We start from the raw sequence: 26,956 nt of genomic DNA, 5'->3' as shown, positions 1-26,956 counted from the left end.
GACTCGCCGCTCCGCGGCCGGCTGGTCCCGTGGTCGACAGTCGGCTCCTGCTCGAACGCCTCGCGATCGTCCCGATGGGCCAGGGGCGCCTGCGCGCTGGGCGGGGCGAGGGTCGAGGGTCGCCACCGGTGGAAGTGGTACGAGTCACACGTCTGGGGTATTTTTCGCACTCAGTGACTCACGGGAGGTGGCGGGTGGACCAGACCGGGCGCGAACCCCACGCGGAGGAGTCTCGGGGGCGAGTCCCCGTGACCGAGGGTGAGACCGGTGCGGGGGCTGCTGACCAGCGGATCTCCGCGGCCGCCGAACCCCCGGCCACGGTTCGGAGGCGGTGGATAGGCCTCGGGCTCGGCGTCGTGCTCGCGCTGGCGGCCTTCCTCGCGCTCCCCGACTCCCTCTCCCCAGCGGGACGCGGTACCGCGGCGGTAGCCGTGCTGATGGCCGTGTGGTGGATGACGGAGGCCATCCCACTGCCCGCGACCGCGTTGGTGCCGCTGGTGCTCTTCCCCGCGCTCGGGATCGCCGAGGTGGGTGACGCGGCGAGTCCCTATGCCAACGACGTCATCTTCCTGTTCATGGGCGGTTTCATGCTCGCGCTGGCGATGCAGCGGTGGAACCTGCACCGGCGGCTCGCCCTGGCGACGGTGCTCGCCGTCGGGACCAGTCCTCGCCGACTGGTGGGCGGCTTCATGCTGGCGACCGGCTTCATCTCCATGTGGGTTTCGAACACAGCCACGGCGGTGATGATGCTGCCCATCGGTCTCTCGGTGCTCGGCCTGGTCCGGCAGCTCGGAAAGGGTGAGGGCGACTCCAACTTCGGGACCTCGCTGATGCTGGGAATCGCCTACGCGGCGTCCATTGGCTCGCTGGGAACCATCATCGGAACTCCCCCCAACACCCTGATGGTGGGTTACCTCCGCGACTCCCACGACATCCACATCGGTTTCGGGCAGTGGATGCTCGTCGGGGTTCCGCTCGCGGTGGTCTTCATGTTGCTGGCGTGGCTGGTGCTGACTCGCTTCGTGTTTCCCCCGCGGATCAGGAACATCCCCGGCGGCCGCGAACTCATCCGCCGCGAACTCGCCGCGCTGGGCCCTGTCAGCCGGGCTGAGTGGATGGTGCTGGCGGTGTTCGTCCTCGCCGCCCTCTCGTGGATCTTCCTGCCCCTCGTCACCGGGGCGAGCAACATCGACGCCGTGATCGCGATGGCGGTGGCGGTGATCCTCTTCGTCCTCCCCGTCGCCCCGAGGAAGGGGGTGGCGGTACTCGACTGGCAGACCGCCAAGGAGATCCCGTGGGGCGTGCTGTTGCTCTTCGGTGGGGGTCTGAGCCTGTCGAGCCAGTTCTCGGCGACCGGGCTGAGCGAGTGGATCGGAGAGCAGGTCGCCGGCGTTGGCGCCATCCCGGTGGTGCTCCTGGTGGCCGGGGTGACCGTGCTCGTGCTGGCGCTGACCGAGCTGACCAGCAACACGGCGACCGCCGCGACCTTCCTGCCGATCATGGGCGGGGTGGCCCTGGGCTTCGGAGACCGAGGCAACGACGGCTCCACCGCCGCTGCGGTGTCCTCCGCTATGGCGCACGCCTGCTCGAGGGTTCCCGCGTAATCCACAGCGATTGACACGTGGGCCTGCTCGCTCAAGTCTATCGAAATCTGACAATGTTCCGTTGCGGGTTTGTCAAGGATGCGGAGCGCGCGCAACGGTCCTACGTTGATTTCTTCGACCGTGTAGTTCGTCAGATTCAGCTGATCAACGCTAAGATTCCAGGCAAACTGAACTGACATGAGCGGGTTGCCTCCACCCGGCGGACGGTAGATGCAGTCGTAGGCCAGGCCGACGTCATCGAATGTGGCGGTCTCTGGGTCGAAGCCCAGGGAGGTTACTTCTTCGTCGCTGAGGATGTCGCAGGGCTGCATTTCTGACAGCTCTGCTGCCACATCCACCCCTGGCTGTTCGGTGGGGCTCGCAGTCGCCGACGGATTGGCGCTTCCTGGAAGGGAGGAATTCACTGTCGGGTCCACGGCGACTGCGGTTCCTTGTTCCGTGCTGGTGCAGGCAGACAGCAGTGTCACCAGTCCCAGGGCTGTTCCCCACACGCCCACATCCCTGCGCTTCACGCCTCGTTCCCTCCCAGCCGGTTGAGCTCGGCTGCGGTCTGCTCGTCTGCGGCCTGAGTGCTTCGAGCACTGGCTCGGATGGCTGCCGCCAACTCCGTCAGCGCCTCGACATGGGGCAGGAAGGCCCTTAGGGTAGCGGGGTTGAACAGCCTCAACATTGCTGGCCCCCTTATGTCCAGTGTGGAGTGCCGTGGGAGGCAAACTGCCTACCGGGACCCCGCCACGGGCATCGCACCTGGCGTTGCCCACGCCCCTCACTGAGAGGGGAATGAGGGAGTACCAGTGATGCGGGCGTGCCCGATTTGGAATCTTCGGGCCCGGTGAGCACTTCCGTCGGCCTGGTCAGTTTGAAGACCGAGGCAATGAATGCTCTAACGCCGCTGCGCTTTCCTCCGCTGTGGTGCACGCCTGCTCTGCTGTCTCCGCGAAAAGCACAGAGACTGATACGTGGGACTGCTCACTCAAGTCCAATGAAATTTGACAATGGGTCAACACGGGTTTGTCAATGATGCGGAGCGCGCGCAATGGCCCTACGCTGATTTCTTCAACCGTGTAGTTTGTCAGATCCAGCTGATTAACGTTGCGCTTCCAGTTCAAGTGAACTGCCATGAGCGGATTACCTCCGCCCGGCGGACGGTAGACACAGTCGTAGGATAGGCCGACGTCATCGAACCTGGCGGTCTCTGGGCCGAAGCCTAGGGCGGTTACTTCTTCGTCGCTGAGGATGTCGCAGGGCGACATTTCTGACAGCTCTGCTTCCACATCCACCCCTGGCTGTTCGCCGGGGTTCCCAGGCGTCGAAGGAGTGGCGCTTCCTGGAAGGGAGGAATCCACTGTCGGTTCCACGGCGACTGCGGTTCCTTGTTCCGTGCTCGTGCAGGCAGACAGCAGTGCCACCAGCCCCAGGGCTGTTCCCCACGTGCCCGCGCCCCTGTGCCTCATGCCTCATTCCCTCCCAGCCGGTCGAACCCGGCTGCGGTCTGCTCATCTGCGGCCTGAGTGCGCCGGGCACTGGCTCGGATGGCCGCAGCCAACTCCGTCAGCGCCTCGATGTAGAGCTCGAGATTCTCCGCGGCGGACTGCGGCGTCCCGGCCGCGCTGAGCCTGGTCTGCGCGGACATCTGCAGGGCCACCGGGCTCGAACCGAGGGGGACGTGCTGAGCCAGTTGGCGGACCCGAATCAGCCGATCACCTGCTCTCTCGGCTATGGCGTCGATCTTCCTTGCCATCGCCTCGGCGCTGTCCGGATCGATGGTGACCTTGCCGGCGGCTGCTGCGGCACGGAAGTGTCCGATGCTGCCCATCATCTTGCCGGTATCGGGCATGGAGGTCGGCTGTCCGCCCTCACCGCCACTCTCGATGTGCATGAGTCCTCCCACCCACGAGTGTATTCCGATCAGCCGAACCCGACGGGCGGCCCCTCACCGCGGGTCACCGCCCCGGTCCCCCACCAGGCGGTTCCCCGTCGCGCCTCCGGCGTCACCGCGTCCGCCCCGGCGGCTGGGGCGCGGTCCTCCCAGGACGGGGGCGCGGACCGCGTTCCCCCGTCGAGCACCGACCGTGCCGGTCGAGTGGCGAGCGGCGGACCGGCGTCGCGACGCTGTTCCGGGTCATCACCCCACCGACCCCCCGGCCGGCGCGCACCGCGCGGCTACCCGCCCGAGGCCCTGACCTCCACCGAGTCCCGGGTCCCCCACGAGCTGATCCGCCAACAGGTGGCGAGCGCGTACCGTGTCAGGTCCGAGCTGCTCAGTGGTGTTGCTGTTTTCAACGCCCGGGAACGCTACCAGGCGGAGATCCTCACCCCTGTCGGGGGTCCGGCTCTCCGACCGACCTCGTCCCACGGCCCGCGCGCCGTGACGCACCGACCGTTCTTCAGGTGTCAACCCCACCCCGGGCGCACGTCGAACCCGCCACGAAGGGACTGGTTCGCCAACACGCACAAGCGAGATCCCGGCTTTCGCCGCTGATCTTCACTGGGAGGGAGCAACGACTCTAGCCGGTCCGAATTCGCGGTGTCAAGTCCTGACGTCCGCTCGTCCCGTCTCGCCGTTCCGGGGATGAACTCTAGCACCCACATCCGTCCCGCTGATCACCCCCCTCCCCTCGGCGCGCCGCGTGGGTCGCCGGCGGCGGCCTGGTGGGTGCCCGAGGCGCCGGACACCCACCGGCCCCCACCCGTCAGGCCGGCACCGGCACGGGCGCGGGCGGACCGACGTACCTCGCGGCCGGCCGGATGATGCTGGACTCCCCGGCCTGCTCCGTCGGCCCGCAGGTGGTTCGCCAGCACCGCGCGAGCGTCGGGGCGCCCCAGCGTGACCAACAGCGGCCGTGACTCGTTCGACACCTGGGAGAGCTGGTCCTCGTTGAGGACCACGACCAGGCGGGCCTGCCGGTCCCGGAGCTTGGTGCGGAACGGGTCCAGCCAGGACAGCAGCTCGGCCGGGTCCTCCGGTGGTCGGCTCGCGAGGTCCCACAGCAACCGTTCTCCCGGCTGGATCGCCTCCCGGTCGAGGATGGCCTTCAAGCCGAGGGCCGCCCCTTCCGACTCGGAGGAGCTCGCCGGGAGCTCCCGGTAACGGGCACGTTCGTCGTCGTCGTGGTGCAGCAGCATCTGCGCGGCGCTGCGCCGGCCCACCCCGGCCGGTCCGGTCAACAGGACCATGCCCTCCACTGCCAGCCGGTCCGCCGCCCTGGCGTGGTTGGGCGGTGGAACGAAGCGGTCCGCCAGCTGGCGCAGGTGGTCCCGGCTGATGTGCCGGGGGTCGTGGCTGATGCGGACCCGCCCGTCCGACCGGATCACGAACATCGTGCCGTTGTTGACCAGGTCCGCGTGGTGGTGCACCTCGTCGCCGTAGATCTGGTGCGTGCCGCCGTGGTTGTGGCCGATCAGGGTGGCGCCGTCGCCCCAACATCGCCATGAAACTGCCCGCCGCGCGCTTCGACGACACGGTCGCCTTCTACCGGGACGTGCTCGGTCTCCACGTCACCGAGGAACCAGCCGCGCCGGTCGGGATGGTCTCGCGCTCGGCGCGGGTCGATTTCGGCGCCTACGCCCTGTGGCTCGACCGGGTGGACAACTACGCGCGCTCCGATATCTGGCTGGAGCTCACCACCGACGACCTCGACGATGCCGTCCGACACCTCGCGGCGCACGGCGTCGGCACGAACGACGAGCTGGAGGAACTCCCGCCGGGAAGCCGAGCCCACTGGGTGTGCGCGCCGACAGGGGTGCCGCACATCCTGCACCCGCACACGTCATGACCAACCGCCGCACCACCTCGGCCAGTCAGCGCGCTGCGTGACGGGCCGGGTCCGACGGCCCGGCGGGCTCGTGGGCTGCCGCCGCCCCGGGACGGAGGGCCTCGAGCCCTCGCCCACGCCCCCTCCTCCGGAGGCGCGGCGCGGCCCGCCGCCCCACCCGAGCGGAAGCCCCGGTGGTGGCCGGTGGCCCACCCGGCACCCGCGTCAGTTCGGGGGGCTCACCTCGGTGGTGGTCTCGTCGATGTCCTCGTCCGGTCCCCGGTGGGTCATCTCCCTATCGTGGGTCACCCGGTGGTGGGGGACCAGGGTTTGGGGGATACGGAGTGCCCGGCAGGTGGTTCGGGGATGCCACTGTCGAGGTCGGGCATCGCCCGTTCGCCGGCTCCGTCGCCACCAAGTCGTGGCCGGCCGCGTCGTGGCCCGTTGTCGTGGCGGACGCCCGGGGTTCCTCGTCGATCAGGTCGCCGCCCCGTCGCGCGGGAAGCAGTCCGTCGCTGCCGCTGGCCCAGGGATCCCAGTTCCTCCGCGCCCAGCCCGCTGCCGAGCAGTGGAGAAGCCGCCGTGGCGGAGTCACTACCCCGGGAGCGGATGGTCCCCGTCCACCGCCTCCCGACGCCCCGCCAGGGGTGGACGTCTCGGACCGGGACGCGGTCCTCGCGGCGGACCTGGCCGACCCGGCCCGGGTGCGACCGCGTGGCGAGAACCGGCCGGGCACCCCGGGGGAGCGAGTGGAGGCCGGGAGGCCCAGCTCCTTCTCCGAGTCGGACGAACGCGGGTACCCCCGGCGGACCCAGTTGCGGATCTACCCCGACGACCCGACCGACAGGTCGGTCAAGTTGGGCCTCGTCCCATACCACGAGCTGGCTCCCCGGCTCAACGACCTCCAGGCCGAGAGCGACCGGGTCTCCGTCGAGGTGCTCGGCGAGTCCTGCTGCCGGCCCGGCGCGACCCGAACCGGACCGAACCACCTCGCCTGGCGCCGGGCGACCTGCTGACCCCCAGCCGATCCCGCTACTTCCTCACCGAATCCCTGGCGAGGCTCGCGCACGCGCTCGGCGCGGGCACCGCCCTGGTGGACCTGCGCGCCGGGGCGAGCGAGTTGAACGCGGCGGCGTTGCTCGACCCCCGCGTGCACCGCGTCTTCGTCACCACGGCCAGCGACCAGTCCGTGCGGGGAACGGTGGCACTGCTGGACGAGGTGCGCCGCCGGGCGCCCACCGTCGCGGAGGGCGATCCGGTCCCGACCGTGATCGTCACCCAGTACCAGAACTCGGTGCACGACGGCGTCGTGGAGGACGCGGCGGCGCGGCTAACCGGTGGACGTCCTGCCCTGCTGCACCCCCGTGGAGTACTTCGGCGCCGCCCGGCCCTGACCGGGGCCACGCCGCTGAGCAGGCGCTGACCCGGGGTGGCTCGGCGCGCGGCGCGGCCGGTGTTCCCGGGGACCGGGTGGACCGGTGCCCCGTGGCCGCCGGTGCGGCGCGCCGGCGCCAGCCAGGGTGGTGGAGCCGCCGCGCCCCGTCCTCCCGCCGGTCGGGAGGACCAGGGGCGGGACCACCCGACCGGCCGGCGGCGAAGGGCCGGCCCACCCCGCTGGACGTGGCGCGACTCCCAGCAACGCTGGTACCGGCTGGGTCGCGCGTCGCCTAGTCGAGCAGCAGGGTCTTCAGGTCCAACCGGCGCAGCACCCGGTCCGCCGCCGCCGGATCAACTCCGGGTTCCTGCCGGGCCGCCAACACCTCGGCACGCGCCGCCGCCAGCACCGTCGCCTCGATGTCGCGGAGCGCGTCCCGTTTCCGGCGCAACGCCTCCATGCGCTCCCGCTGCTCCTCGTCCTCCGGGTCACCGCACAGCTTCGCCTCCAGCCGGCTGGCCCGTTTCCGGAGCAACGCGCTCCCGCGAGCGGGACCACGGAGAACGCCGGGAAGCTGGCGGCGCGCCTCGTGCGTACGGCGCAGTTGATCCCGGGGACCCTTGGAAGGGAGTCCGAGGAGAACGGGCGCGGAGTCGACGTCGGCGATATCGCGTGGTCCGCGTGAGCTGATGTGGGACGAGCACCGGCCAGGTGCGGCGCTGGCCGGGGTTCGTTGGCTGCTGATCCGGGCGGCCGGAGCTCACAGCCGTGACGGACGCCGCGAACCTGTCGCGGTCGTCGACCAGTGTGCCGCCCTCTCGGTCCGGTCACGGTCACACGCCGTGCGCGGTTGATCCACGTCGGCTGGCCACCCACGCGGGTGGGCGCACCTCCACCGGAGCGGCCACCCCGTCATCGTCCAGCGGGTGCGGGCGGTCGGGGGTGCGGGGGTTCGGGGTGAGGTGTCGTTCGGGTCCGACTGGTAGGCGCGGCACGCCCCGCTCGCGGGCCGCGACGAGGAGCGGACGGCCAAGGGAACCGGCGAGCGCGAGGGGGCGCAGCTCGGGCGGCGCGGCGAGCACGACCCGGTGGTCGGGAAAGGCGGTCCGCAGCGCCCGCAGCGCCGGAACGGCCACCAGCGCGTCACCGAGCTTCAGCGCCCGCAGGGCCAGCACCCAGGGTTTCTCGGACACCATCCTCCTCCTCGGACCGAACCTCGTGGCCGCAGGGCCGTCGCCCGCAGCCGCGTGACCTGTCCCGCCACGGCTGGTCGCCTCAGCCGCCCGCCGCCGGCGGGTCTCCAGGGTCCCCCCACCGGTCACCGGGCGCCGCCCGGTCGGCGCGCCGGCGGCGGTGGCGGAACCCCGGCGGCGGGGACTACCCTCGGTGCCCGGTCGCGGACGGGATGCCACGGCCGGTGGTCCGGGAAAGCACGGACCACCGGACCACTTCACGCGGAACTCACGAATCCGAGCGGACGCCCCGACCGCCGCGCACCTGCCGGCGTCGGCGAATCCCCCACCGCCCGCCGCCACCCGACAGGTGACCCCCCCTTCCGGCCGAACGGTCATCGATCCGGCCGAGTGGAGCGCGCCAGAGAGCACCGCCGTTGCGCACCGCGAACGGCACCACGCCGCCCCCGCTCCTCGGGCGCCCCCGCTTCCGGCGCCGCGCGAACGGCACGCCGAAAAAACGTGGAGCACCCTTTTCCCACCACCGCCGTCGCCGGTTCCGGAAATCGGGGGAGATGATTGACCCGCCTTTTCCCGAAAGGGCCGCGAACCTCCTCACGGAAAAGGAACCGCACTGTGGGAACAGGTGTGGGAGCGGGACAACTGGCTCGACATGCTCGAACGGTTCGTGCACGAGCACCGCCACAAGGGTGTCAATGGGCGGTTAAGGAAGTCCGTGATCTTCCCGCGCTACCACCAGTGGGATGCCGTCAAGAAGATCACCGCGCACGCCGCCCGCTACGGCACCGGCCACGACTACCTCGTCATGGCCTCCGCCGGATCCGGCAAATCGAACACGATCGCGTGGCTGGCCTACCGCCTGTCCTCGCTGCACGCGCTCCCGAACGCGGTTGAGCTCGACCCGGCCGCGCGGGAGCGGGGTCTGCGGCCGGGAGTACCGGTGTTCGACAAGGTCCTTATCATCACCGACCGCCGCAACCTCGACGCGCAGTTGCGGGCCACCGTGGGCAACTTCGAGCAAACCGCCGGCACGGTGGTGGCGATCGACGAGAAGCAGGGCTCGAAGTCCGAGCAGCTGGCGAAGTCGGGACCCCGGTCGACGAGGACGGGGCGTTGCTCACCGGTGCGTTGGAGCAGGCCTGCGTCCAGGTCGCCGCCCGAATCCGACCGGGGTGCCTGGTGATCCTCAAGAGCACCGTGTCGCCGGGGACGACCACGAACCTCGTCATCCCCCTGCTGGAGGGGTCCGGTCTCCGCGCCGAACGGGACTTCGGGTTGTCCTTCTGCCCCGAACGGCTGGCGGAGGGTGCCGCCCTGGCCCAGCTCCGGACCCTCCCGATCATCGTGGGGGGCCGAGGTCCGGCGAGCACCGCCGCCACGGTCCGATTCTGGGCGGACACCCTGGGCACGGCCACCCACCCGCTGCCGAGCCCGGAGGCGGCGGAGGTCGCCAAGCTCGCCACGAACTGGTGGATCGACGCGAACATCGCCATCGCCAACGAGGTCGCCCAGCTGTGCGCGGCGTTCGACGTCGACGTGCTCGACGTCCTGGGGGCCACCAACCAGCTCCCCAAGGGAGACCGGCGGCCGGGGTGAGCCCCGGGAGGTCGACGGGTACCACCAGCGCGGCGTGCGCGCCGCGCCGGAGCAGGGCGTCCAGTCCGGCTCGCAGGCTGGACCCGACCCCGCTGGCCCAGTCCTCGTTGTCGACCGCCAGGACGGGAACGGGGAAGCGGGCCCGCCGGCGCACCTCGTCGCGCGCGGCGCCGAGCACCACAGCTATCGGCGAGCACCCGCCGGCGGCCAGCGCGGCGACGGCCCGCTCGACCAGGAGTTCGCCGTCCAGGGCGGCGAGGGCCTTGGGCCGACCGAAGCGCCGGCCGGCCCCGGCGGCGAGCACGAGGCCGGCGACGGTCGGGGTCGACCGCTCGGCCCACCCGGTCACCGGTCCGCTCCGGAGGACGGCGTGGGACGGCCCGGACGCGGGCGCGGATCCGGCCCGGCGGCCCGATCCCGTCGGACCGCGTCCGCCACCGGGCGTGCCGGGACGGCCGTGCGAACTCGGCCCGGAGCCGGCTGGGGGTGGTACGGGTGCGGCTCCGCCCGCCCGCGGTCCCGGGACGGGTCCGAGGTCGGGGCGAGCCGGCCGGCGGCAGCGTGGTGGAGGAGGAACGAGCGGTCCGACCGGCGGCCGCCCACCGGTCGTGGTGGCCGTCCCCTGGGCAGCGGTGGGGAGGAGTTCGGGCGGTCTCCGGCCGGCGGACGTCCCGTCGACCCTTCGGGGGGCCGCGCGTGGGGGTCGGAGGTCATCGCGTTCCCTCTCCAGTGCCGCATCCCCCGCCACCCGCTGACCGCACCACCACCCGGCGGCGCGTCGACTGCCGGCGGGCAGCCCCACCAGCACCCCACACCCGCGGCAGCACCGGAGGCACGACGAGACCGGTCCACGGGAAGGACCCGGGGGCGGGTACCGGCGGGGGAAGCGGTTCACGAGAGGACCGCGCGGCCCCGCCGAGCTGGGTACCTCTCCCGACGGGGGAGCCTCCCGGGCTCCGTCCCGGCCGGGGGCGCTGCTCCCACCGACCGGAACCGTGCCGCCCCTCAGGCGCGGAGCTGGGCGCTCTCCCCGGCCGCCGCGTACCCGGCCAGCCGACCGAAGACCGCGCCCGCGGTCAGGCCGGAACCGCCCGGGTAGTTGCCGGAGAACAGCCCTCCGACGAGCTCCCCAGCGGTCCAACGACTGGGTGACCAGCTCGGGAAGCGCGGCCAGCCAGTCCCTGCCGGCCTCGCCGAAGGCCCGCGCATAGGAGACGACGAGGAATTCTGGGACGTGCACCGCTTCTCGCGCGCTCATGATGGTTCCTTCGCAGGCGGTAGTTCGTCCCGGGTCCGTCCGAGGGGAACGATCAGTATCGGTGGAAGGGCCGCTCAGGCACCGTGGCGGTGGGTGCCCTCGGCCGTGTCACACGCCCCTGCTCAGCAGGGCACGTCGAGCCTGCGTTCCAGTTCCGCCATTCCGGCCCGGCACTCCCTGGCCAGCGCGCGGTGCCCCTCTGCCGGGCCCGCCGGGGCCGCCGCCCCCTGGCGGCATCCCGCCGGGCGGCATGCCGCCGGGGGGCATCCCGCCGGGGGGCATACCGCCCCACCCGCCGCCGGGGCCGCCACCGGGGAGGGGGCCGGCGCCGGGGGGCAGGTTGCCGCCGGGGAACTGCCCGCCGGGGCTGGGGGCGACGAGGTCGGGGCGGACCGCGCCGGGTCCGTCTCCGATGGGGGTGACGGGTGCTCCGGGGTTGGGCGCGGACGGGCTGGGGGGCGTGTAACCGCCGCCACCGCCGCCACCGCCCCCTCCGCCGGTGCCGTTCCAGTTCATCCCGCCACCGGGAGTGCCGCCACCGTAGCCGCCGCCCCCTCCGCCGCCGCTACCGCCGACACTGGGCACCGAGGGCGCGCCACCGGGGATCCCGTTCCCGATGGACTCCGGGTTGGTGGTGCCCTTGGCGGAGTAGGTGGTGCTGGGGACCTCCTCGAAGGAGGGGACGGACATCAGAACGTTGTTGGTCTCGTTCTGGTAGGTCTGCATGACCTCGCGGGCGGCCTCGTTCTCCGCTTCGTAGGCCTCCATGCGGTCACCGTGCCCGGTCCAGCTGGAGGGGAGGATGACCTCGAACCCCTCCTTCTTGGGCTCGTCCTGCCCCTCGGGGATGTTGTGGACCGCGTTCGTGCGGCTCAAGCCTTGACTGGAAATGCTGTCGCGGATGGCGTGCGACTGCTCACGAGCCTGGTCGGCGTAGGTGACCAAAGGTAGTGTCGCTGCTCTGGAGGTGTCCGCTGCTTCGCCCTGGTGAGCGTCAGCGGCACGGGCCAGAGCGCCCTTGATGTACTCGGCGAGGTCGCCGAAACTCGTCCCGACGTTGCTCCAGGACGCATAGGCTTCGGAGGAGCTTCCGCCGTGTCCCGGCCCGTTGAGCTCGGTGTTCAGCTGTTTGGCGTTCTTGCCGCCAAAATATGCGCAGGTGGTTTCGAGTTGCATGCTCGTTACTCCTGGGATGCGGAGGGAAGCTCGGCGACGGCTGCTTCGACGACCCGCACTGCCATCTCACACGCGTCCTCAGTCGCGCTCGCACTCAGCTGGGTATCGTAGAGAATGGTCTGATCGTCGGAGACACCAAGGAACAAGGGGCATCGGGCGGAGTTAGACGAGTCGTTCACGTGTACTGCGGGGTAACCCGCGATGCTCATAGGCTCGAACACCGTCCTGCCCGAGGAGGTGGCATATACCGAGGACAGGCCCCCTTGGTCGATATTGGCTATAGCCGAGATCGAGCTGTATTCCATGTTGTTGAAATCCCAACGGCACATCTCCTCAGGGGCGTTGGGATCGCGGTGGTTAGGGCGTAGCCGTTTGCTCGCGGAGTCGAGTCCGGCTTGCTCGGCAGCAGAGTCCGGAATCAGGTCGCAGGGAGCCACAGCCGACACGTCTAGAGGATCGGCCACAGTCGGGGCGCCAGAGCCCGGCTCATCCTCGGTCTCGGAAGTGTTCACCGTCGACGAGCTCTGTGTGTCAATCGATTGACTTGTCGTACCTGGAGTCCCTGATCCTTCACTGGAACAAGAAGCCGACACCAGCATTGCGGGAACAAGTAGGGCTGCGCTGATCTTTCGGTTCGAAATCACGATCAGATCCTTAAATGGCCTGGTAGCCGTCAGCTGAGCGGCGACTGTTCGCCGCTGCCAACCGCTCCTGATAGGTGGGAGAGCTCTCGAACCGAGTCACGTCGCCGTCATACTCTGGCAGAGTCGCGGCCGCATCAAGTTCGAGATACTCGCGCAGCATCTCCTTGAAGGCCTCGATCGTCTCCTCCAACCGGGTCACGAGTTCCTGTGCGGTGAGCCCGAGCGAGCCAGACTGCGGCGACTCGGCAAGCAGCGCGAACTGCTCGCCAGCGTTCAAGCTGATCTGATCATCGCCCCGTGTCGGCGGTTGGCTCCCGATGTTGGTAGCGACGGCCTGAAGGTCGAGCACGGATTCTCGTGCTTCCTCAAGTTCCGCGATGGCCCGAGGCAGGGCCTCGGGGTCCACTTCGTAGCTGCCGCTCACGGCGGTTCCTCCCCAGGAGATCTTCAACCAACAGCACACTGTGCGGGCGCCCGAGGCTGCTCGGGCCTCGCTGGCCCGCACGCCCCCTTGCGTCAGGCCCTCGGCGACACCGCCGGGTCAAACAGCACCGTAGCAGCGTCGCCGGTCCCGACAGGGGGAAACCGACCAAGCTGCCGCAGTCCTGTGGGAGGACCCGGGCGGAGCCTCCGCAGGATGTATGACGCGAGTGGAGGTCCCTGGGTTCCCGTGTGCGAAGGACACGATCAGGTAACGGGCCTTTGGGAGGGGATGGTGTCTGTTATCGCGCAGGTGGGGGAGCCGGCCCACCAGGTACCAGTGTGGGCCCGTGCCGGCGACCAGATCCTCCCTACGCCTGCGGCGGATGGTGCGGTGGCGCTGAACGGAACGCGTCCCGCCTCGCCCGGCCACTGCACACCCGTCTCGGAAGTGGGGGTGTTCCTATGTGGTTGTCAAGCCGCAGGCGGGGTGGGAGTGGTCTCGGGGTGCCGGTAGCGGATCTTGTTGCGGAGCATGGCGAACAGGACATCGCAGCGGCGTCGGGCCAGGCAGATCAGCGCGGCATTGTGTTACTTCCATTCGTCGCGTTTTCGTTGGTAATAGGCCCTGCTGGTGGTGTCGGACAAGGCCGCGAACGCGGCGAGGAAGAACGCCCGTTTGAGTTCGCGGTTGCCGGCGGCGGGCGGGGTGTTCGCCCTTGATGGAGGAGCCGGAGCTGCGGGTGACGGGGGCGAAACCGGCGTAGGCGGCCAGGTGGCCGGAGGACGTGAATCCGGTGGCGTCGCCGATCCCCAGCAGGATGCGGGCTGCGGTCCCGACCCCGACGCCGGGCATGGAGGTCAGGACCCCGGCACGAGGTTGCGCATCGAGGATCCCCTCGACCTCGGTGGCGACCTGTTCGCATTGCAGGAGAACGCTTGTCAGACTGTCGGCCAGGCGCGGCAGGGCGGTGTCCGCCGCAGTCGTGCCTGGGACGACGGACGGTCTGCTCGTCCAGTGCGGCCAGGATCGCGGTGACCAGTGTGTCGCCCATCCGGGGCGGATGCGCGGTGGCGATCGCGGTGAGAGTTTGCGCCGGCCTGCTGTGGCAATGCCGGTGGGGCCGCCGCAGCGGGACAGGATCTCCATCACCGCCGGGTGGCCGTTTCTCGGGCCGATCGCGCGTTCCAGGGCGGGGTGGACGCCGGTGAGCAGGCCGCGGATGCGGTTGCCGATCCGGGTGGCCTCACCAGTCAGGTCGTCGTCGAACCCGACCAGCACGTCCAGCTCGGCCAGGGCGTCGTCGCCGACGTCGACCCGACGCAGCGTGTGCGGCAGCGAGCGGGCGGCATCGGCGATGACGAACGCGTCCCGAGCGTCGGTTTTCGCGCGTCCGGGGTAGAGGTCTGCGATGCGGCGCATGGCCAGGCCGGGCAGATAGGCCACTTCGTGGCCGCAGGCACGGGTTACCGCGATCGGCAGGGCGCCGATCGCGGCGGGTTGGTCGACCACGACCAGCAGCGTTCCGTGCTTGGCGAGCTTGTCGAACATCGCCCGCAACGTCGGTTCGCTGTTGGGCAACGGTCCGTCGTGCAACCCTTCCCCACCGGGGCCAGGCCGACGCAGTGGTGTTCGCCCTTCCCGACGTCCAGGCCGAGGAACACCTGGTAACCGCTGGTCATCCGTACTGTCTTTCGTCCGTCGCGGGTGGTCGCCGGTTGGGCATCGACGGCCGGCACCCACGTTACGACTGTGATGATCAAGGGGTGCCGCCCCGGGCCGTGGCCTGACCCGCGTTACGACTGACCGGTGTGTCTTTGTCTCGATCCGTCGGCCTCGGTCCGGGGCGGTGCTTGCTGCCGCCGGGCTGGTGGGGCGTGTCCCGATAGGGGCTTTGCCGCACTGCGCATCTTCACAGTCCTGACCGCCTGATCAGCTTGGCGTCGGCCAGCCACCGGCGTTTCGATCAGAGCAGGAGCCAGCAGACCGTGCCGAGTACCCTTCGTCCTTCCTCCCAGTCCCAGGCTCGCGACGGCGAGGAGGTGGTCGTGGGAGTCGACACCCACAAGGACTTCCACGTCGCCGCGGTCGTCACGGCGCTGGGCGTTTTGCTGGCCAGCAAAGCATTTCCGACCACGCGAGCCGGGTATCAAGCTCTGGTGAAGTGGGCACGCGGATTCGGCGTCGTTCGGCGCGCGGGCGTGGAGTGCACGGGCTCCTACGGAGCCGCGCTTGCCCGCCACCTGGCGCCCGCTGACATCGACGTGTTCGAGGTCAACCAGCCTGACAAGGCCAACCGCCGGCGGCGCGGCAAGAACGACGCTCTCGACGCCGAGTCCGCAGCCCGCTCCGTGCTGAACGGGCAGGCCAGCGCGTTGGCCAAGGGAGGGCAGGGGCCACTGGAAATGCTGCGCATGTTCAAGGTGGCGAAGATCTCGGCCCTCAAGTCCCGGACCCAGGCCATCAACCAGCTCAAGGCCGTCCTGGTCTCGGCCGACCCTGCGCTGCGCGACGAATTGCGCGATCTCAGCACCGCCAAGCTCGTGCAGCGGTGCATCGCATGGACGCCCGCCACGCCATCCGACAGTGCTACCGCGGCTCGGTACACCCTGCGTCTGCTCGCCGCCCGGATCGACCGGCTTAGCCAGGAGATCGCCGACCTCAACGCGCAGACCGCCGCTGTCCTGGCCCGCCACAACCCCGCCATGCTCGACACCTACGGAGTCGGGCCTGACACGGCCGCGACCCTCCTCATCGCGGCCGGCGACAACCCCGAACGCTTGCGAAGCGAAGCGTCGTTCGCCGCGCTGTGCGGTGTCAGCCCGGTGGAAGCATCCTCAGGAAGGACGCAACGCCACCGGCTCAACCGCGGTGGCGACCGCCAAGCGAACTCCGCGCTGCGCAGCATCGTGCTGGTCCGCCTGCGCTGGGATCGACGCACCCGCGACTACATCGACCGGCGTGTCCGCGAGGGCAAGACCAAACGCGAGGCCGTCCGGTGCCTCAAACGCTATATCGCCCGCGAGCTCTACCGAATCATCACCTCGCCCGAGCCACCGGCTGCACCAGCACGGCACGCTGCTTGACGAACAATAGGGGCATCGAGACCTACCCGATCGGTGGCCGTGTCCCTATCAGCGGTCCCTCGATGCCACCAGGCCTGGTGACACCACCCTCCAGATCATGCGTTCGACTGGGGGCGTCAGTCATGCCGGGCCTGGCGACCACGACTCCTTGATCAGGAACTACGAAAACGGTAACGAGGGGAGGGTGACCTCGAACCCCTCCAGCTGAGGCTCGTCCTGCCCTTTGGGGACGTTAGGACGGCGGAGGTGCGGTGAGTTCCCTGCGTGAAGGTGCTCTGACCGATAGCGCGTGCCTGGTCCTTCGCCTGCTCGGTGTAGGTGACTAGTGGCAGGGTGGCGGCCCTTGAGGTGTCGGCTGCTTCGCCCTGACGCGCGCCAGCCGCTCGTGTCATCGCCTCCTTTGATGTATTCGGCGAGGTCCGAAACTCGTCGCTACGGTGCTCCATGACGTATAGGCATCGGACGAGTTGCCGCCGTGTCCCGTTCCGTTCAGTTTTGTGTTCAGGTGTTGACGTTTTTGCCGCCGAAGTACTCGCAGGTGGTTTCGAGTTGCATGCTCGTTACTCCTGGGATGCGGAGGCAAGCTCGGCGACGGCTGCTTCGACGACCCGCACTGCCATCTCGCACGCGTCCTCAGTCGCGCTCGCGCTCAGCTGGGTATCGAAGAGGATGGTCTGGTCGTCGGCGACACCGAGGAACAAGGGGCATCGGGCGGAGTTAGACGAGTCGTTCACGTGTACTGCGGGGTAACCCGCGATGCTCATAGGCTCGAACACCGTCCTGCCCGAGGAGGTGGCATATACCGAGGACAGGCCCCCTCGGTCGATATTGGCTATAGCCGAGATCGAGCTGTATTCCATGTTGTTGAAATCCCAGCGGCACATTTCTTCAGGGGCGTTGGGATCGCGGTGGTTAGGGCGTAGCCGTTTGCTCGCGGAGTCGAGTCCGGCTTGTTCGGCAGCAGAGTCCGGGATCAGGTCGCAGGGAGCCACAGCCGACACGTCTAGAGGATCGGCCACGGTTGGGGCGCCAGAGCCTGGCCCATCCTCGGTCTCGGAAGTGTTCACCGTCGACAAGCTCTGTGTGACAGTCGATTGACCTGTCGTACCTGGAGTCCCTGATCCTTCACTGGAACAGGCGGTCGCCACCAGCATTGCAGGAAGAAGCAGGGCTGTGCTGATCTTACGGTTAATAATCGCAATCAGATCCTTAGATGGCCTGGTAGTCGTCAGCTGAGCGGCTACTGTTCACCGCTGCCAACCGCTCCTAATAGGTAGGAGAGCTCTTGAGTCTGGTCCATGTGTCCTGACGGAGCTTTTTGGCGTTCTTTCCCGCGAAGGCATGCGGTGTGGCTTCGGGATGTATGGCGCCCCCTTAGGAAGCAGCTGGCAGCTCTGCGATCGCTGCCTTGGCAAATTCGATCGCGGCCTGACATGAATCGAAACTGTCAAGAGTGTTTCGGATGAAGTCGGTTGACAAGTACTGATCATCGGCGATGCCCGTGTACAGCACGCATCGCGATTCGTCCTCGATGGTGTGGGCGTGTACCGCAGGATGGTTCCCGACAGTCATTTCGTCGAAGACTGCGAAAGTGTCGCGGATCTCGTAGATCGCGGATAATCCGCCCTCGCCGATGTTCGTGCGGAGGGAGACTGTGGCGCCAGTGTTCTCATTGGAATTCCATAGGCAGATTTCTTTAGAAATCATCTTCGCTGAATCTGCGTCATACCCTAGGGTGATGGCCGACTGGGCGTAAATCAGATTGCATGCCTCGATGTTGGTCGCGTCAAGTGGGCTCGAGACAGGGGGGCGAGCAGCTCAGATTCCCGTGTCGGCTCCTCGGGAACGGCCGAAGCGGCAGTGTCTTCGGCAGCAGCGCTAGTGGGATGTAGCTCCGGCTCGTTCTCAGCGGAGCAGGAGGCGAGAACCAAGGTGGTCGCCAGGAGTAGTGTTCCCGCGAAACGCCGATTGTGCTTCTGCACTGAAAAGTGCTCCTTGCCTCAGATGGCGACGTAATAGCCGCCGAATCGACGACCGTTGTTCAGGTCCTGTAGGTTTCAGTAATCGGGAGGAAGGCTGATTTGGCTGACCTCACCGTCGTATTCAGGCAGGGTGGAGGACTGCTCAAGCTCCAGGTATTCCCGAAGCATGTGCTCGAAAGCAAAGATGGTGTTGTCAAGCTCATCACGGAGCTTGGCCGCGGTCATGACGAGTGATCCTTCGCCTGGATCCCTGCCCAGTCGAGCGAGCTGCTCTCCTGAGGTCATGCTCACGCCGTCGTCGCCGCGCGTCGAGTGTTCCGCTGCGATGGAGGCTCCCTTAACTTCCAAGTCCGCGATTACGTCCCGTGCGACCTTGAAATCCGCGGTGGCCCGAGGCAGGGCTCCGGGGCCACTTCGTAGCTGCCGCTCACGGCGGTTCCTCCCCAGGAGAACTTCAACCAACAGCACACTGTGCGGGCGCCCGAGGCTGCTCGGGCCTCGCTGGCCCGCACGCCCCCTCGCGTCAGACCCTCGGCACCAGACCCTCGGCGTCAGACCCTCGGCGTCACCGCCAGGCCAAATAGCACAGTAGCAGCATGGGGTCGCCGTCGAAGTACGTTTCAGATCGGTGCGTGGTGGCCGGGTGAGGACTGGGACGTGTCCTTCATGTACGGGGCGAGTCGGCCGTGCTGGACGAGGCATCGGGCCTCCAACTCGGGGCCTGCCCGTTGGTGCTGCATCCGGCGTTCGTCCGCGCCGGCTGAAGGACAAGTCAACGGTCTCCCGGGGGCTGCGCATGAAGTCCGAGACAAGGCGCTGAGTGTTAGAAGTGGCCGCCGGGAAGCCAGTCGCGGGCACTGGCACCCCGGAGCCACTGACGGGGACGGGCGGTCGGATCACACGATCCGACCGCCCGTCCCGGTCACTCAGCAGTGCCCGTCAGCGAGTCAGTCGCCGAAGGCCGAGGCCATGATCTCGGCCTGCTCGACCTCGTGCACCTTCGGCGACCCCGAGGACGGGGCGGCCATGGCCCGCCGCGACACGCGCCGCAGGCCCCGGAGGCGCTCGGGCAGCAGGTCCGGGAGGTGCAGGCCCAGGAACGGCCACGCGCCCTGGTTAGCCGGTTCCTCCTGCACCCAACGGACGTCGGTGGCGTTCGGGTAACGCTCCAGCATCGCCGCCAGCTTCCGCTTGGGCACCGGGTAGAACTGCTCAAGACGCACGATCGCCGTGTCGTCCACTCCGCGCTTGACCCGCTCGTTGTGCAGCTCGTAGGAGATCTTCCCGCTGCACAGCAGCAGCCTGCGGACCGCGTTCGGGTCGCTCACCGTCGGGTCGTCCAGCACCGACTGGAACTTCCCGCCGGTGAAGTCGGACACGGGGCTGACCGCGGCCTTGAGCCGCAGCAGCTGCTTGGGGGTGAACACCACCAGGGGGCGGTTCACGCCGTCGAGGGCGTGCCGACGCAGCAGGTGGAAGTAGTTCGCGGGTGTCGACGGCATCGACACCGTCATCGACCCCTCCGCGCACAGTTGCAGGAACCGCTCGATGCGACCCGAGGTGTGGTCCGGCCCCTGGCCCTCATGGCCGTGGGGGAGCAGCAGCACGACGTCGGCGCGCTGGCCCCACTTGGCCTCACCGGAGGAGATGAACTCGTCGATGATGGACTGCGCGCCGTTGACGAAGTCACCGAACTGGGCCTCCCAGAGCACGAGGGCGTCCGGGTTGGCCACGGAGTAGCCGTACTCGAAGCCGAGCGCGGCGAACTCCGACAGCGCCGAGTCGTACACCATGAAGCGCCCCTGGTCCTCGGCGAGGTTCTGGAGCGGCGTGTACTCGTTGCCGGTCTTCCGGTCGATCACGACGGCGTGCCGCTGCACGAAGGTGCCGCGCCGGGAGTCCTGCCCGGCGAGCCGGACGTCGCGACCCTCGATCGTCAGCGAGCCGAACGCGAGCAGTTCGGCGAAGGCCCAGTCGACGTTGCCCTCGCGGCTCATCTTCTCCCGCCGCTCCAACACCGGCTTGACGCGGGGGTGCGGTGTGAAGCCGTCGGGCAGGTTGACGTGGGCGTCGGCGATCCGGCGGACGACCTCCTCCGGCACACCGGTGTCGAGCTTGGTCGGCACGACCTGCTCGGACTCCACGGAGGGGCTGGGCGCCGGTGGGTGCTTCTCCAGCTCACGCACCTCGTTGAAGACGTACTCGAGCTGGCTGGCGTAGTCCCGCAGGGCCTTCTCGGCGTCCTCGACGGAGATGTCGCCCCGGCCGATCAGGGACTCCGTGTAGGTCTTGCGGACGCTGCGCATGGTGTCGATGACGTCGTACATCTTCGGCTGGGTCATCGACGGGTCGTCGCCCTCGTTGTGCCCGCGCCGGCGGTAGCAGAGCATGTCGATGACGACGTCCTTGCCGAAGGCCTGCCGGTACTCGACGGCGAGCCGGGCGACCCAGACGCACGCCTCGGGGTCGTCACCGTTGACGTGGAAGACCGGTGCGCCGATCATCTTGGCGACGTCGGTGGAGTACTTGCTCGACCGCGAGTGCTCCGGGGCGGTGGTGAACCCGACCTGGTTGTTGATGATGAGGTGCACGGTGCCGCCGGTGCGGTAGCCGCGCAGCAGCGACAGGTTCAGCGTCTCGGCCACCACACCCTGGCCGGCGAACGCGGCGTCGCCGTGCAGCAGTACGGGCAGCACGGTGAAGCCCTGCTCGCCCTTGTCGATGCGGTCCTGCTTCGCCCGGACGATGCCCTCGAGCACCGGGTTGACCGCTTCCAGGTGGGAGGGGTTGGAGGTGAGGGACACGGTGGTCTCACCGTCGCCGAACATCCGGAAGTACTTGCCCTCGGCGCCGAGGTGGTACTTCACGTCGCCGGAACCGTGGGCCTGCCCCGGGTCGAGGTTGCCCTCGAACTCCCGGAAGATCTGGGCGATGGGCTTGCCGACGACGTTGGCCAGCACGTTGAGCCGGCCTCGGTGCGGCATGCCGATGACGACCTCGTCCAGCTCGTGCTCGGCGGCCGTGTCCAGGACCGTGTCCAGCAGCGGGATGGTCGTCTCGCTGCCCTCCAGCGAGAACCGCTTCTGCCCGACGTACTTGGTCTGCAGGAACGTCTCGAACGCCTCGGCGGCGTTGAGCTTGGACAGGATGTACTTCTGCTCGGCGGGGTCCGGCTTGGTGTGGGGGACCTCGACGCGCTTCTCCAGCCAGTCGCGCTCGTCGGGCTCCAGGATGTGCATGTACTCCACGCCGACGGTGCGGCAGTAGGAGTCGCGCAGCACGCCGAGGACGTCCCGCAGCTTCATCCGCTCCTTGCCGGCGAAGCCGCCGACGGCGAACTCCCGGTCCAGGTCCCACAGCGTGAGCCCGTGGGACAGGATGTCCAGGTCGGGGTGCTTGCGTTGCCGGTAGTTCAACGGATCCGTGTTGGCCATCAGGTGGCCGCGCGTCCGGTAGGCGTGGATCAGTTCCAGCACCCGGGCCGTCTTGTCGACCGAGCCTTCCGGGATGTCGCTGACCCAGCGGACCGGCTCGTAGGGCAGTCGGAGCGCGGTGAAGATGTCGTCGTAGAAGCCGTCCTCGCCCAGCAGCAGCTGGTGCACCCGGCGCAGGAAGTCCCCGGACTCGGCGCCCTGGATGATCCGGTGGTCGTAGGTGGAGGTCAGCGTGATGATCTTGCCGATGCCCAGGTCGACGAGGGCCTTGCTGCTGCTGCCCTGGAACTCCGCCGGGTACTCCATGGCGCCCACCCCGATGATGGCGCCCTGTCCGGCGGTGAGTCGGGGCACCGAGTGGTTGGTGCCGATCGTGCCCGGGTTGGTCAGCGAGATCGTGGTCCCGGCGAAGTCATCAGCCTTGAGCGAGCCGGTCCGGGCCTTGCGGATCAGTTCCTCGTAGGCCTGCCAGAACTGGAGGAAGTTCGTGCCCTCGCAGTTCTTGATCGACGCGACCACGAGGGAGCGGGAGCCGTCCTTGCCGGGCAGGTCGATCGCCAGGCCCAGGTTCACGTGCTCCGGCGTCACCACGTGCGGCTTGCCGTCGATCTCGGCGAAGTAGCGGTTCATGTTCGGGAAGCTCTCGAGCGCCCGAACGAGCGCGTACCCGATCAGGTGGGTGAAGGAGACCTTGCCGCCACGGGACCGCTTCAGGTGGTTGTTGATGACGATGCGGTTGTCCGCGAGCAGCTTCGCCGGCACGGCTCGCACGCTGGTGGCGGTGGGCACCGTCAGCGACTGCTGCATGTTCTTGGCGATCGCGGCGGCGGCGCCCCGCAGCGTCCTGCGCTCCTCCTCCTTCTTCGCGGGCTTCGCGGGAGCGGCGCTCGCCGCGTCCTTCGGGGAGGGCTTCGCGGCCGGACGGGCCGTGCTCCTGGCGGGGGCGGCCGACCCGGCCGCGTCGTTGCTGCTCTTCGTGGTCTGCTGCACTGTCTTCTTGCCGTTGCGTGGGTGGTCGCCGCTGGCGCCAGCGGTGGCGGAGCCACCCTTGGGTGCCGGGGCGGCGCTGGAGTTCTTGCTGGTCAGCGTGCTCGACGTGCCGTCGGTCGTCCCTGTTTCGCCCTGGGCGCCGCTGTTCTGCGTTGGCTTGTAGTCGGCGAAGAAATCGTGCCAGGCGGGGTCAACTGATGACGGGTTGGTGAGGAACTGCTCGTACATCTCCTCGACCAACCACTCGTTAGGGCCGAACTGTGACGCAGGACTGCTGCTGGACACGGCTCCCGTTCGCCTCGATCCATCTGCTCGGGGTTACAGACACTATTTCTAGGCTAATCCTTCGCGGCGAACGGTTGTGACGAGACCACGGGGTCAGCCGGCCAGATGGCGTTCCTGATCGATCACTGAATCGATACTGTCACCCAGGTTACTCGTGGCTGACCACAGTCGGTAGTAGTAGCCGCGGCGCTCCAGCAGTTCCTGGTGCGGGCCGACCTCGACGATGCGGCCGGCGTCGAGGACGACGATCCGGTCCGCTCTGGCCGCGGTGCCAAGCCGGTGGGCCACCACGAAGGTGGTCCGGCCGGCGGACACGTGGCCACTGGCGGCCAGCACGGCCCCCTCGGTGGCCGGATCGAGCGCGGCCGTCGCCTCGTCGAGCAGCAGGATGTCGGGGTCGACCAGTTCCGTTCTGGCCAGACCGACGAGTTGCCGTTGACCCGCTGACAGCTGGTTGCCCCGCTCACCGACGGGCTGGTGGAACCCCGAGGGCAGGCTGCCCACCATCGCGGTGGCGCCGACCGCCGCCGTCGCGCGTTCCACCTCCGCGCGGCTGGCCGTCGGACGTCCGTAGCGGATGTTGTCGGCCACGTCGCCGGAGAACAGGTGCGCCTCCTGGGGCACCACGCCGAGTCGACCGCGGAACCCCGCCAGGTCGTAGTCGCGGACGTCCACGCCGTCGACCAGCACGCTCCCCTCCTGCGGTTCGTAGAACCGGGCGAGCAGCTTCACGAGGGTCGACTTGCCGGCACCGGTGGCGCCGACCAGTGCGACGGTCTCGCCGGGTGCCACCCGGAGCGAGACCTCGGACAACGCGGCGGTCGAGGCCCCCGGGTAGGTGAAGCTGACGTCGCTGAACTCGACCAGCCCGGTCAGTCGGCCCGGCACCGGCACCGGCTCGGCGGCCGGCACGATCGACGTCGGGGTGCGCAGCAGCCCGCCGATCCGGCGCAGGCCGACCCTGGCCTGCTGGTACCCGTCGAACACGGTGGACAACTGCTGGATGGGCGAGAAGAAGAGCCGCAGGTAGAGGCTGAAGGCCAGTAGCACGCCGGGGGACAGGCCGCCGTCGGCGACGCGGAAGGCGCCCACGGCGAGGACCGCGGCCTGGGCGAGCTCGGAGAGCAACGCGATGAACGGGAAGTAGGTGGCGATGTAGCGCTGGGCGCGCAACCGCGACCTGCGGTAGGCGTCGCTGCGGCTCGCGAACACCGCGGCGGACCGCTTCTCGCGGGTGAAGGACTGGGCGACGCGGACGCCGGACAGGTTCTCCTGGAAGTCCGCGTTGACCGCGCTGATCCGTTCCCGCGCCTCGGAGTACGCGGCCGAGGACAGGCGGCGGAACACCAGGGTCGCCAGGACCAGCACCGGGACGGGCAGCAGCGCGACCACGGCGAGCGACAGGTCGGTCAGCAGGAGCGCGACCGTGATCCCGATGAGGGTGAACAGGCTCACCACCGCGGTCGCCAACCCGGTCTGGAGGAAGGTGGACAGCGCGTCGACGTCGGTGGTCATCCGCGTCATGATCCGCCCGGCCAGCTCGCGTTCGTAGAAGTCGAGCCCCAGCCGTTGGAGGTGCGAGAAGCTGCGGACGCGCAACAGGTACAGCAGGGTCTCCCCGGCCCTGGCGGCCACCACGGTCTGGAGGGCGACCGCCAGCAACGACACCACGACCACGGCGGCGCCGGCGGCCGTCGCCACGAGCAGCGCGCCACCGTCACCCTGCCCGACGCCCGAGTCCACGCCGTGCCGGACCAGCGTGGGGAGCGCGAGCCCGGTGAGGGCGTCAAGGGCGACCGCGACCACGGCCAGTGCCAGCGGCCACCTGACGACGCGGAGTTGACGGCGGAACCGGAACTCCGGGTCGGGGGCGCTGGCGTCCACACCCCGGAGGTCGGGCACGTCCCTCGCCGGCGGGAGCGCGGCCACCCGGGCGGCCAGATCCGGGTCGGCTTCCAGCGCCGGGCGGCTCGTCGTCCCGTCCTCGTCGGTGACCGCCGGCCACAGGTCCCGGCCCCGAGGCACCGTTCCCGGCCCGCCCTCCGGCTCGTCCCCGTCGTCGCCCGCGCCCTCGATCTCCTCGCCAGGGCCGGCGAGGAGTCGGCGGAACAACGGGCACCGCTGGTTCAGTTCGGATTCGGTGCCGACGTCGACGACCCTGCCCCGGTCCAGGACCGCGATGCGGTCCGCGAGGGAGAGCGTGGAACGTCGGTGCGCCACGAGCAGGGTGGTGCGCCCCCGGGTGATCGAGCGGAGCGTGGCGTGGATCGCGGCCTCCGTGACGGGGTCCACGGCCGACGTCGCGTCGTCCAACACCAGGACCCTCGGGTCGGTGAGCAGGGCCCTGGCCAGGGCGATCCGTTGCCGCTGCCCCCCCGAGAGCGACATGCCCCGTTCGCCGACCACCGTGTCGTACCCTTCGGGGAGCCGGTCGATGAACTCGGTGGCCTCCGCCGCCGCGGCCGCCGCCCTGATCTCCTCCTCCGTCGCCTCCGGCCGGCCGTAGGCGATGTTGGCGCGCACGGTGTCGGAGAAGAGGAAGGCTTCCTCGAACGCGACCCCGACCGCTCCGCGCAGGGAGTCCAGCCGCAGGTCACGGACGTCGACGGGGGCGTCCTGGCCGCCGACCCGGACCGACCCGGTGTGGACGTCGTAGAAGCGGGGGAGCAGCAGGGCGACCGTGGACTTGCCGGAGCCCGCGGCCCCGACCAGGGCCACCGTCTCGCCCGGTGCCACCCGCAGGCTCACGTCGTCGAGCACCCGCTCCCGCCGGACGTAGCCGAACCCGACGCCGCGCAGCTCCACGGCCAGCGGTCCCTCCGGCAGTGCCACGGCTCCCTCGGCCTCCCGCACCTCGGGCTGGGAGTCGATCAGTTCGTTGACCCGTTCCGCGCTGGCCCTGGCCAACTGCGCGCTGACCACCATGTTGGTGAGCATGCGGGCCGGACCGACGAGCATGGCGACGTAGGTGGCGAAGGCGAGGAAGGTGCCGAGGCTGATCTCGCCCCGCAGTGCCAACCAGCCACCGAGACCGAGCACCCCCACCTGGCCGGCGACGGGCAGCGCGGCCAGCAGGGAGCTGGGCCACGCGGTGAGGCGCGCCGCCCGCAGCCGCTCGCCGAACAGCTTCCTCGCGCTGTCCTCCAGTCGCCCGACCTCCCGTTCCTCCTGGCCGAAGCCCTTCACCACCCGCACACCGGTCACGGCCTCCTCGACGTGACCGGCCACCTCGCCCGCCCGTTGCTGCGCGGCCCACGTCGCGGGGTAGAGGACGAGCCGGCTGCGCATCGCGGTCAGCGCGGCCAGCGGCAACACCACCAACGCGATCAGCGTCAGCGGTGCCGACAGCCAGAACATGGCGACCAGTGAGAACAGCGCGAGGACGGCGCTGCCGGCGGAGAAGGGCGCCATCGCCAGCAGCGTCTGGATGACCTGGAGGTCGCTGATCGCGCGGGACACGACCTGGCCGGTGCGCATCGTGTCCTGCTTGCCCCCGTCGAAGCGGCTGACCGCGGCGAATACGGCCTGGCGCAGGTCGTGCTGGACGTCGACCGAGAGGCGTCCCGCCTCGTAGCGCCGGACGAACGCCATCCCGAAACGGACCAGGGCCAGGACGAAGAGGAGACCCACCAGCAGGCCGATCCCCTCGGTGCTCCCGTCCACGGCTCGGTCCACGACGACCCTGGTGAGCAGCGGCGCGGCCGCCTCGAGACCAACCCCGAGCACCGAAGCCCCGAAGGCCAGCAGGACGGTCCCGCGGTGGCGCCAGCTCGCCGAGGCGAGACGCCGCACCCAGCCGGCCGCCGGCACGGCGGGGGAGGGCTCGTCTGTGGAACGCGCCGGGCCGGTGGCGTCCTCCGGGGCGGAACGGGCGGAACCGGGGCCGGAGGAGTTGGAGCCCGGTCTGGCGTCGGGACTCGGGGAAGAGCTGTCAGGCACGTGGTCAGGCTAGGCCTTTCCCAGCGCGGCGCACCCGCTGTGCGCCGAGGGGCGTCGACGTCCGACCGGCCGGTGCGGCGCCAGCACCCCTGCCCGGCGGTCCAGCAGGAGGAACCCGCGGGCGGGTGGGTGGGTGCCGCCGACAGGTGTGGCAGGGGCCCACGTCCGCGCGGACTGGGGCCGTCAGGTCGGCCGGGGCGGACGAGCCGCCAGGCGGG

At 69.5% G+C, this 26,956-nt stretch carries 20 protein-coding genes and 3 pseudogenes; 7 read left to right on the top strand and 16 right to left on the bottom strand.

Going from position 1 to position 26,956, the window contains the following annotated elements; genetic code table 11:
• The first annotated feature begins 248 nt into the window (after positions 1-248).
• Complete coding sequence (locus tag C1701_RS16615; RefSeq protein ID WP_443098121.1) at positions 249-1,604, top strand: SLC13 family permease; 1,356 nt, start codon at positions 249-251, stop codon at positions 1,602-1,604.
• Here C1701_RS16615 and C1701_RS16610 read toward each other — a convergent pair.
• The 4 genes and pseudogenes from C1701_RS16610 to C1701_RS27555 all read right to left on the bottom strand — a co-directional run.
• A pseudogene (locus C1701_RS16610) lies at positions 1,601-2,008 on the bottom strand (DUF3558 domain-containing protein); the annotation flags it as partial. The gene C1701_RS16615 and the pseudogene C1701_RS16610 overlap by 4 nt on opposite strands.
• A 450-nt stretch (positions 2,009-2,458) precedes the next feature.
• Positions 2,459-3,058, bottom strand: coding sequence for a DUF3558 domain-containing protein (locus tag C1701_RS16605; RefSeq protein WP_103056181.1), 600 nt, complete (start codon positions 3,056-3,058; stop codon positions 2,459-2,461).
• Positions 3,055-3,483, bottom strand: a complete 429-nt coding sequence (locus C1701_RS16600; protein WP_103056180.1) for a hypothetical protein — start codon at positions 3,481-3,483, stop codon at positions 3,055-3,057. Before C1701_RS16600 ends, C1701_RS16605 begins: the two co-directional genes overlap by 4 nt.
• A gap of 725 nt (positions 3,484-4,208) precedes the next feature.
• Positions 4,209-4,961, bottom strand: a complete 753-nt coding sequence (locus tag C1701_RS27555; protein ID WP_337661745.1) for a hypothetical protein — start codon at positions 4,959-4,961, stop codon at positions 4,209-4,211.
• Positions 4,962-5,035: 74 nt separating this feature from the next.
• Between C1701_RS27555 and C1701_RS16590 the strand changes: the two genes are divergently transcribed.
• The 3 genes from C1701_RS16590 (at position 5,036) to C1701_RS16580 (ending at position 6,782) form a co-directional block, all read left to right on the top strand.
• Positions 5,036-5,380 (top strand): VOC family protein, encoded by a 345-nt coding sequence (locus tag C1701_RS16590; protein ID WP_103056179.1) that lies wholly within the window; start codon positions 5,036-5,038, stop codon positions 5,378-5,380.
• Between the two features lie 626 nt (positions 5,381-6,006).
• Positions 6,007-6,375: a hypothetical protein gene (locus tag C1701_RS16585; RefSeq protein WP_337661744.1), complete on the top strand. Its 369-nt coding sequence runs from the start codon at positions 6,007-6,009 to the stop codon at positions 6,373-6,375.
• Positions 6,376-6,452: 77 nt separating this feature from the next.
• A complete protein-coding gene (locus tag C1701_RS16580) occupies positions 6,453-6,782 on the top strand; it encodes a hypothetical protein (protein WP_103056178.1) in 330 nt (109 codons plus the stop codon).
• Between the two features lie 244 nt (positions 6,783-7,026).
• Here C1701_RS16580 and C1701_RS16575 read toward each other — a convergent pair whose 3' ends face one another.
• A complete protein-coding gene (locus tag C1701_RS16575) occupies positions 7,027-7,269 on the bottom strand; it encodes a hypothetical protein (RefSeq protein WP_337661743.1) in 243 nt (80 codons plus the stop codon).
• A gap of 298 nt (positions 7,270-7,567) precedes the next feature.
• The gene (locus tag C1701_RS27550) at positions 7,568-7,930 is read right to left on the bottom strand and encodes a hypothetical protein (RefSeq protein WP_337662325.1); all 363 of its coding nucleotides are present in this window, start codon (positions 7,928-7,930) and stop codon (positions 7,568-7,570) included.
• Between the two features lie 622 nt (positions 7,931-8,552).
• On the opposite strand from C1701_RS27550, the gene C1701_RS16565 reads away from it, so the two are divergent.
• Together C1701_RS16565 and C1701_RS16560 are read left to right on the top strand one after the other, a co-directional pair.
• Positions 8,553-9,110 (top strand): DEAD/DEAH box helicase family protein, encoded by a 558-nt coding sequence (locus C1701_RS16565; protein WP_337661742.1) that lies wholly within the window; start codon positions 8,553-8,555, stop codon positions 9,108-9,110.
• Positions 9,041-9,523: a hypothetical protein gene (locus C1701_RS16560; RefSeq protein WP_103056177.1), complete on the top strand. Its 483-nt coding sequence runs from the start codon at positions 9,041-9,043 to the stop codon at positions 9,521-9,523. The genes C1701_RS16565 and C1701_RS16560 overlap by 70 nt, the downstream gene beginning before the upstream one ends.
• Before the next feature lie 49 nt (positions 9,524-9,572).
• Here C1701_RS16560 and C1701_RS28160 read toward each other — a convergent pair.
• From C1701_RS28160 to C1701_RS16530, 5 genes and pseudogenes are all read right to left on the bottom strand, one after another.
• Positions 9,573-10,781: pseudogene (locus tag C1701_RS28160) on the bottom strand (nucleotidyltransferase family protein); the annotation flags it as partial.
• A gap of 108 nt (positions 10,782-10,889) precedes the next feature.
• A complete protein-coding gene (locus tag C1701_RS27545) occupies positions 10,890-11,957 on the bottom strand; it encodes a hypothetical protein (protein ID WP_337661741.1) in 1,068 nt (355 codons plus the stop codon).
• Positions 11,958-11,962: 5 nt separating this feature from the next.
• Positions 11,963-12,556 carry a DUF3558 domain-containing protein gene (locus C1701_RS28155; RefSeq protein ID WP_081893303.1) on the bottom strand — a complete coding sequence of 198 codons (594 nt, stop codon included), beginning with the start codon at positions 12,554-12,556 and terminating at the stop codon, positions 11,963-11,965.
• A 55-nt stretch (positions 12,557-12,611) separates the two neighbouring features.
• Positions 12,612-13,025, bottom strand: coding sequence for a hypothetical protein (locus C1701_RS16535; protein WP_030229001.1), 414 nt, complete (start codon positions 13,023-13,025; stop codon positions 12,612-12,614).
• 459 nt (positions 13,026-13,484) lie between these two features.
• Positions 13,485-14,573: an IS110 family transposase gene (locus C1701_RS16530; RefSeq protein WP_337661740.1), complete on the bottom strand. Its 1,089-nt coding sequence runs from the start codon at positions 14,571-14,573 to the stop codon at positions 13,485-13,487.
• Between the two features lie 497 nt (positions 14,574-15,070).
• Here C1701_RS16530 and C1701_RS16525 point away from each other — a divergent pair, with 497 nt between their 5' ends.
• A complete protein-coding gene (locus C1701_RS16525) occupies positions 15,071-16,108 on the top strand; it encodes an IS110 family transposase (protein ID WP_443098120.1) in 1,038 nt (345 codons plus the stop codon).
• A 560-nt stretch (positions 16,109-16,668) separates the two neighbouring features.
• Here C1701_RS16525 and C1701_RS16520 read toward each other — a convergent pair.
• From C1701_RS16520 to C1701_RS16505, 5 genes and pseudogenes are all read right to left on the bottom strand, one after another.
• Positions 16,669-17,262 (bottom strand): DUF3558 domain-containing protein, encoded by a 594-nt coding sequence (locus C1701_RS16520; RefSeq protein ID WP_103056174.1) that lies wholly within the window; start codon positions 17,260-17,262, stop codon positions 16,669-16,671.
• Between the two features lie 220 nt (positions 17,263-17,482).
• Positions 17,483-17,905, bottom strand: a pseudogene (locus C1701_RS16515) (DUF3558 family protein); the annotation flags it as partial.
• A gap of 260 nt (positions 17,906-18,165) precedes the next feature.
• A complete protein-coding gene (locus C1701_RS27540; protein ID WP_337661739.1) occupies positions 18,166-18,315 on the bottom strand; it encodes a hypothetical protein in 150 nt (49 codons plus the stop codon).
• A gap of 722 nt (positions 18,316-19,037) precedes the next feature.
• Positions 19,038-22,799 (bottom strand): multifunctional oxoglutarate decarboxylase/oxoglutarate dehydrogenase thiamine pyrophosphate-binding subunit/dihydrolipoyllysine-residue succinyltransferase subunit, encoded by a 3,762-nt coding sequence (locus C1701_RS16510; RefSeq protein WP_081715478.1) that lies wholly within the window; start codon positions 22,797-22,799, stop codon positions 19,038-19,040.
• Positions 22,800-22,892: 93 nt separating this feature from the next.
• Positions 22,893-26,609: an ABC transporter ATP-binding protein gene (locus tag C1701_RS16505; protein WP_103056172.1), complete on the bottom strand. Its 3,717-nt coding sequence runs from the start codon at positions 26,607-26,609 to the stop codon at positions 22,893-22,895.
• Positions 26,610-26,956: the final 347 nt, after the last annotated feature.

It is taken from the genome of Actinoalloteichus sp. AHMU CJ021 (assembly GCF_002895405.1).
GTDB lineage: Bacteria > Actinomycetota > Actinomycetes > Mycobacteriales > Pseudonocardiaceae > Actinoalloteichus_B > Actinoalloteichus_B caeruleus.
This window is presented reverse-complemented; position numbering and strand designations above follow the sequence as displayed.

Excerpts from the sequence above, each read along its gene's own strand:
- C1701_RS27550 (WP_337662325.1), bottom strand. The coding sequence starts at position 7,930 with ATGGTGTCCGAGAAACCCTGGGTGCTGGCCCTGCGGGCGCTGAAGCTC.
- C1701_RS28155 (WP_081893303.1), bottom strand. The coding sequence starts at position 12,556 with ATGCTGGTGTCGGCTTCTTGTTCCAGTGAAGGATCAGGGACTCCAGGT.
- C1701_RS27540 (WP_337661739.1), bottom strand. The coding sequence starts at position 18,315 with ATGACCGCGGCCAAGCTCCGTGATGAGCTTGACAACACCATCTTTGCT.
- C1701_RS27545 (WP_337661741.1), bottom strand. The coding sequence starts at position 11,957 with ATGCAACTCGAAACCACCTGCGCATATTTTGGCGGCAAGAACGCCAAA.
- C1701_RS16590 (WP_103056179.1), top strand. The coding sequence starts at position 5,036 with ATGAAACTGCCCGCCGCGCGCTTCGACGACACGGTCGCCTTCTACCGG.
- C1701_RS16520 (WP_103056174.1), bottom strand. The coding sequence starts at position 17,262 with ATGCTGGTGGCGACCGCCTGTTCCAGTGAAGGATCAGGGACTCCAGGT.
- C1701_RS16530 (WP_337661740.1), bottom strand. The coding sequence starts at position 14,573 with ATGTTCGACAAGCTCGCCAAGCACGGAACGCTGCTGGTCGTGGTCGAC.
- C1701_RS16600 (WP_103056180.1), bottom strand. The coding sequence starts at position 3,483 with ATGCACATCGAGAGTGGCGGTGAGGGCGGACAGCCGACCTCCATGCCC.
- C1701_RS16605 (WP_103056181.1), bottom strand. The coding sequence starts at position 3,058 with ATGAGGCACAGGGGCGCGGGCACGTGGGGAACAGCCCTGGGGCTGGTG.